The 4,607-nt window shown below is 69.2% G+C and carries 3 protein-coding genes and 1 pseudogene; all 4 read right to left on the reverse strand.

Annotated features, from left to right (window positions below; all coding sequences use genetic code 11):
* Window positions 1-51: 51 nt before the first annotated feature.
* Window positions 52-1,695 (reverse strand): cell division protein FtsZ, encoded by a 1,644-nt coding sequence (gene ftsZ, locus ACLP25_RS07275; protein ID WP_442468548.1) that lies wholly within the window; start codon window positions 1,693-1,695, stop codon window positions 52-54.
* Between the two features lie 91 nt (window positions 1,696-1,786).
* Window positions 1,787-3,103, reverse strand: a complete 1,317-nt coding sequence (gene ftsA / locus ACLP25_RS07280; RefSeq protein ID WP_442468549.1) for a cell division protein FtsA — start codon at window positions 3,101-3,103, stop codon at window positions 1,787-1,789.
* On the reverse strand, window positions 3,100-4,044 hold the full coding sequence (locus tag ACLP25_RS07285; RefSeq protein WP_442468550.1) for a cell division protein FtsQ/DivIB: 945 nt from the start codon (window positions 4,042-4,044) through the stop codon (window positions 3,100-3,102). The genes ftsA and ACLP25_RS07285 overlap by 4 nt, the downstream gene beginning before the upstream one ends.
* A pseudogene (locus ACLP25_RS07290) lies at window positions 4,032-4,607 on the reverse strand (D-alanine--D-alanine ligase); the annotation flags it as partial. The pseudogene ACLP25_RS07290 and the gene ACLP25_RS07285, both read right to left, overlap by 13 nt.

Consider the following 4,607-nt stretch of genomic DNA (forward strand, 5'->3'; position numbering starts at 1 on the left):
GGCGACCAGCCGCGGCCGGGTTGCCGGGTTGCGCCTACGATGCGCCCCGAATCAGTTCTGTTGCCGCCGCAGAAACGCCGGGATATCGAGGGGGTCGTCCTCGGTCGCCGGAGGCCGGTGCGCGGGCCGGCCGTGCGGGTCGAGGCTCGCGGCCGGAGCGGCCGGAGGGCGGGCCGGCAGCGGACGCGGCTGCGGCTGTGCGCGGGCGAACTCCTGCGGAGCGACCGGCGTGGCGTAGGTCCGCGGCGGAGGGGCGGCCGGCGCGACCGGAGCGGGCGCCGGCGGCGCCCTCGGGGCCGGCTCCTCGTCATGGCGCGTGATTCCGAACGCCGCGAGCTTTTCCAGGAGCGACTTGCGGCGCGTCTCGGGCGCCGATGTTGCGCCCGACTGTCCGGCCTGGGCGTCGCGGGCTGCGCGCAGCTGGTTCTGCGCGACCTGCGGCAGGTCCTCGATCTGCGGCATGCGCGGCGCGCGAACCATCGGCTGCTCGGGCGCGGGCGGGATGAATTCGCCGCTCTCCTCCTCCTGCGGCGCCCGCCGGGGCTCGATCGGCTCGGGAAAGGCGACCGCGACCGGGGCGACCGGCTGGATCTCGACGTCGTTGACCATTGCCGCCATCGGCTGCTCGTATGTTGCGGGCTGGGGCTGCGCGGCGCGGACCGGGGCGCGAGAGCGCGGCGCCGGTTCCGGCCGCGACTGGACGTTGACAGGCTCGATCTGGGAGATCGCCACCTGGTCGATGCCGGTCGCAACGACCGACACGCGCACCACCCCGTCGAGCGCCGAATCGAAAGTCGCGCCGAGAATGATGTTGGCCTCCTCGTCGACCTCCTGGCGGATGCGGCTCGCCGCTTCGTCGACCTCGTAGAGGGTGAGGTCGTTGCCGCCGGTGATCGAGATGAGCAGGCCGCGCGCGCCCTTCATCGACGTCTCGTCAAGCAGCGGGTTGGCGATCGCAGCCTCGGCCGCGAGCACCGCGCGCTTCTCGCCGGTCGCCTCGCCGGTCCCCATCATCGCCTTGCCCATCTCGCTCATGATCGAGCGGACGTCGGCGAAGTCGAGGTTGATCAGGCCTTCCTTGACCATCAGGTCGGTGATGCAGGCGACGCCCGAGTAGAGCACCTGGTCGGCCATGGCGAAGGCGTCGGCGAAGGTCGTCTTCTCGTTGGCGACGCGGAAGAGGTTCTGATTCGGGATGATGATGAGCGTGTCGACCGCCTTTTGCAGGTCGGTGATGCCCTGCTCGGCGACCTTCATCCGGCGGCCGCCCTCGAAATGAAACGGCTTGGTGACGACGCCGACAGTGAGGATGCCCATCTCGCGGGCGGCCCGGGCGATCACGGGGGCGGCGCCCGTGCCGGTGCCGCCGCCCATGCCGCCGGTGACGAACACCATGTGCGCGCCGGCGAGATGGTCGCGGATTTCTTCGAGCGCCTCTTCCGCGGCGGCCTTGCCGACCTCGGGCTTGGAGCCGGCGCCCAAGCCTTCGGTAACCTGAAGGCCCATCTGAATGATGCGCTCGGCGCGCGAGGAGGTCAGCGCCTGGGCGTCGGTGTTGGCGACGACGAAATCGACGCCCGAGAGCCCGGACACGATCATGTTGTTGACCGCGTTGCCGCCAGCGCCGCCCACGCCGCACACCATGATGCGCGGCTTAAGTTCCCTCAGTTCGGGCGCCTTCAAATTGATCGACATGACTACCTCATCCGGTTGGGCGCCCGCGGACGCCGGTGTGACTGACGTTTTGCGCGCTTTCCGGGTCCCCGCCGGCGGGACCCGAAACCTGTTAGAAACTTTCCTTGAGCCAGCGCCCGACCCGGGACGCGTACCCTTCCCCCTCGTAGGCCTGCCGCGAGGCGTGGCGAGAGGGTTCGAAGTATTCGAGACCGGCCATCTGCGGGTAGATCATCAGGCCGACCGCCGCCGCGAACGACGGGCTCTTGCCCGATTCCGGCAGGCCCTCGATTCCGAGCGGCCGGCCGATGCGGGCCTGGCTCGAAATGATCGAGCGCACCAGCTCCGGCAGACCCGTCAGCTGACAGGCGCCGCCGGTCATCACCAGCCTGCGCCCGACATGGGCGGCGTGGCCGGAGGCTTGCAACCGGTCGCGCACGAGCTCGAGGATCTCTTCGACGCGTGGCCGGATGATCCTGATGAGCTCGGACTTCGGCAAATGGGTTGGATGGTCCATGTCGTCGCCGAGCCGGTGAACGGCGATCGACTCGCGGTCGTCGGAGGGCGAGGCGATGCAGGCGCCGTAGAGCGTCTTCAGCCGCTCGGCGTCGGTCATCGACACGTTGAGGCCGCGCGCGATGTCGCGGGTGACGTGGATGCCGCCGACGGCGACCGCGTCGACATGGATCAGCCGTCCGCCGGAGAACACGCCGACCGTGGTCGTGCCGCCGCCGAAATCGATCACCGCCGAGCCGAGCTCGGCCTCGTCGTCGACCAGGGTCGACAGTCCCGCGGCATAGGGGGTCGCAACCATCGCCTCGACCCTGAGATGGCAGCGCTCGATCACGAGCATGAGATTGCGCGCCGCCGCCAACTCGCAGGAGGCGACGTGCAGGTCGACGCCGAGGTCCTCGCCGATCATGCCTTTCGGGTCGCGCACGTCGCGCGTGGCGTCGAGCCAGAACGCGGTCGGCAGGCCGTGCATCACAGTGCGGCCCGGCTGCGTGGTCGCGGCGGATGCTGCCTCGAGCACCCGGTGGATGTCGTGCTCCGAGACGGTCTTGCCGCGCAGCGCGACCTTGGCGTTGAAGCGCTGCGAGGACAGAAGGCCGCCCGACATGTTGACGATGACGCCGCCGACTTCGACGCCGGCCATGCGTTCGGCCGCGTCGATCGCCAGCCGCGTCGCATGCTCGGCCGCCTGCAGATCGACGATCGCGCCGCCTTTCACGCCGTTCGACCTTTGATGGCCGATGCCAAGGATCTTGCAGCGATGCGTGCGCCCGCGCAGCGACGTCGACGGCTCCATCGGCGTCAGCCGCGCGATCAGGCAGACGATTTTCGAGGCCCCGATGTCGAGAATCGACAGGATCGCCTGCTTGCGGGCGGGGATCTGGCGCATGCGGGGGGGAAGCGGCCGGAAGGTCATGGCTGCCCTTCTTTTTTCTTCGGCGCATGCGCCTCGGTCCAGGCGGCGGCCGACTCCTGCGTCAGCCGCACGAACACCCGATCCCGGGCGCGGAAGTCGAGCGCCAGCACGTCCTTGTCCAGAATCCGCTGCTCGCGCTGGAGCCTGAGCAGCGTCGCGATCGCGCCTTGAGGATCGGTCTCGGGCAGCTTGACGTCGACGCCCGACTTGAGCCTGAGGTTCCAGCGGCGCTGGCCGATCAGCACGCCCGCCTCGACCCGCGGCTTCAGTTCCTCCATCACGTCGAGCAGCGCGGTGAATTCGCGCGCCCGGGCGTTCGCGCCCTCGCCGACCACGAATGGCAGCCCGGCGTAGCGGCTGTCGATGACGTCGTCGATCGGCGCGCCGTCGGCCGCGACGGCCCTGACCTGGCCGTCCTTCTGCCACACCGCGTAGGGCGTGCGCTCGACGATGTCGATGACGATCTGGTTGGGATAGAGCTTGCGCACGCTCGCCTGCTTGACGAGCGGATCGTCCTCGAGCCGCGCCTTGGCGGCGGCGACGTCGAAGAACGGCAGGGAGTTCTTGCTGCTGATCCCCGCGATCGACAGGATTCGGGGCTCGGTCATATGGGTCGCGCCGGAGACCGTGACGATGTCGACGCCGAAGCCGAGCCTGCGGGCGGCGACGTCGCCGACGCTGCCATGACTGGCGACGAAAGCCTCGAGCTGTCCGCCGCGAATCGACCCGTAGCCCGCCGCGCCGGCCAGCACGAGGAGCGTCAGGGCGATTTCGAGGCTGAGCGGCGGCGGCCGGTCGGGCGGCAGGCGAAGGCGGAAGGACCCGCGCGCCGCGCGCTCGGCGCGCAGAAGGACCTTGGGCGGCCCGCTGTCGACCGCAGCCCCGGCGAGCGCCGGCGTCGGGGCGTCGCTTGAACCGAAGGCGAGGCTCAGCGGTCGCACGAAGCGTCCTCCACCATCCACGCGACCAGCTCGGCGAACGACAGGCCCGCGTAGGCCGCCATGTCCGGCACCAGCGAAGTTTCCGTCATGCCCGGCTGGGTGTTGACCTCGAGACACACGAGTTCGCCCTCATCGCCTTTCGTGTCATCGAACCGGAAGTCGGTGCGACTCACGCCCCGACACCCCAGCGCTCGATGCGCTCTGAGCGTCAACTCTTGGACCTTATGGTAAATATTCGGTTTAAGATTTGCCGGAAGGATGTGCCGAGATCCGCCTTTTGCGTACTTTGCGTCATATCCGTAGAACGCTTCGGAAAGCGCCTCGATCTCGATGATGTCGAACACGCGCTCGCCCATGACCGCGCAGGTCAGTTCTTGCCCGTCGACGAATTTTTCCGCGAGCAGCGCGTCTCCGTAAGGCCAGTCGTCGCGCCCGACCTCCTGCGGGGGGTGGGCGCGGTCCTCCTTGACGATCACGACGCCGAACGACGACCCTTCTCAAATCGGCTTCAGCACATAGGGCGGCGCCATCGCGTGCCGGAGCGCGGCCTCGCGGCGGTCGAT

It is taken from the genome of Roseiarcus sp. (genome assembly GCF_052145395.1).
In the GTDB taxonomy this organism is placed as follows: Bacteria; Pseudomonadota; Alphaproteobacteria; order Rhizobiales; family Beijerinckiaceae; genus Roseiarcus.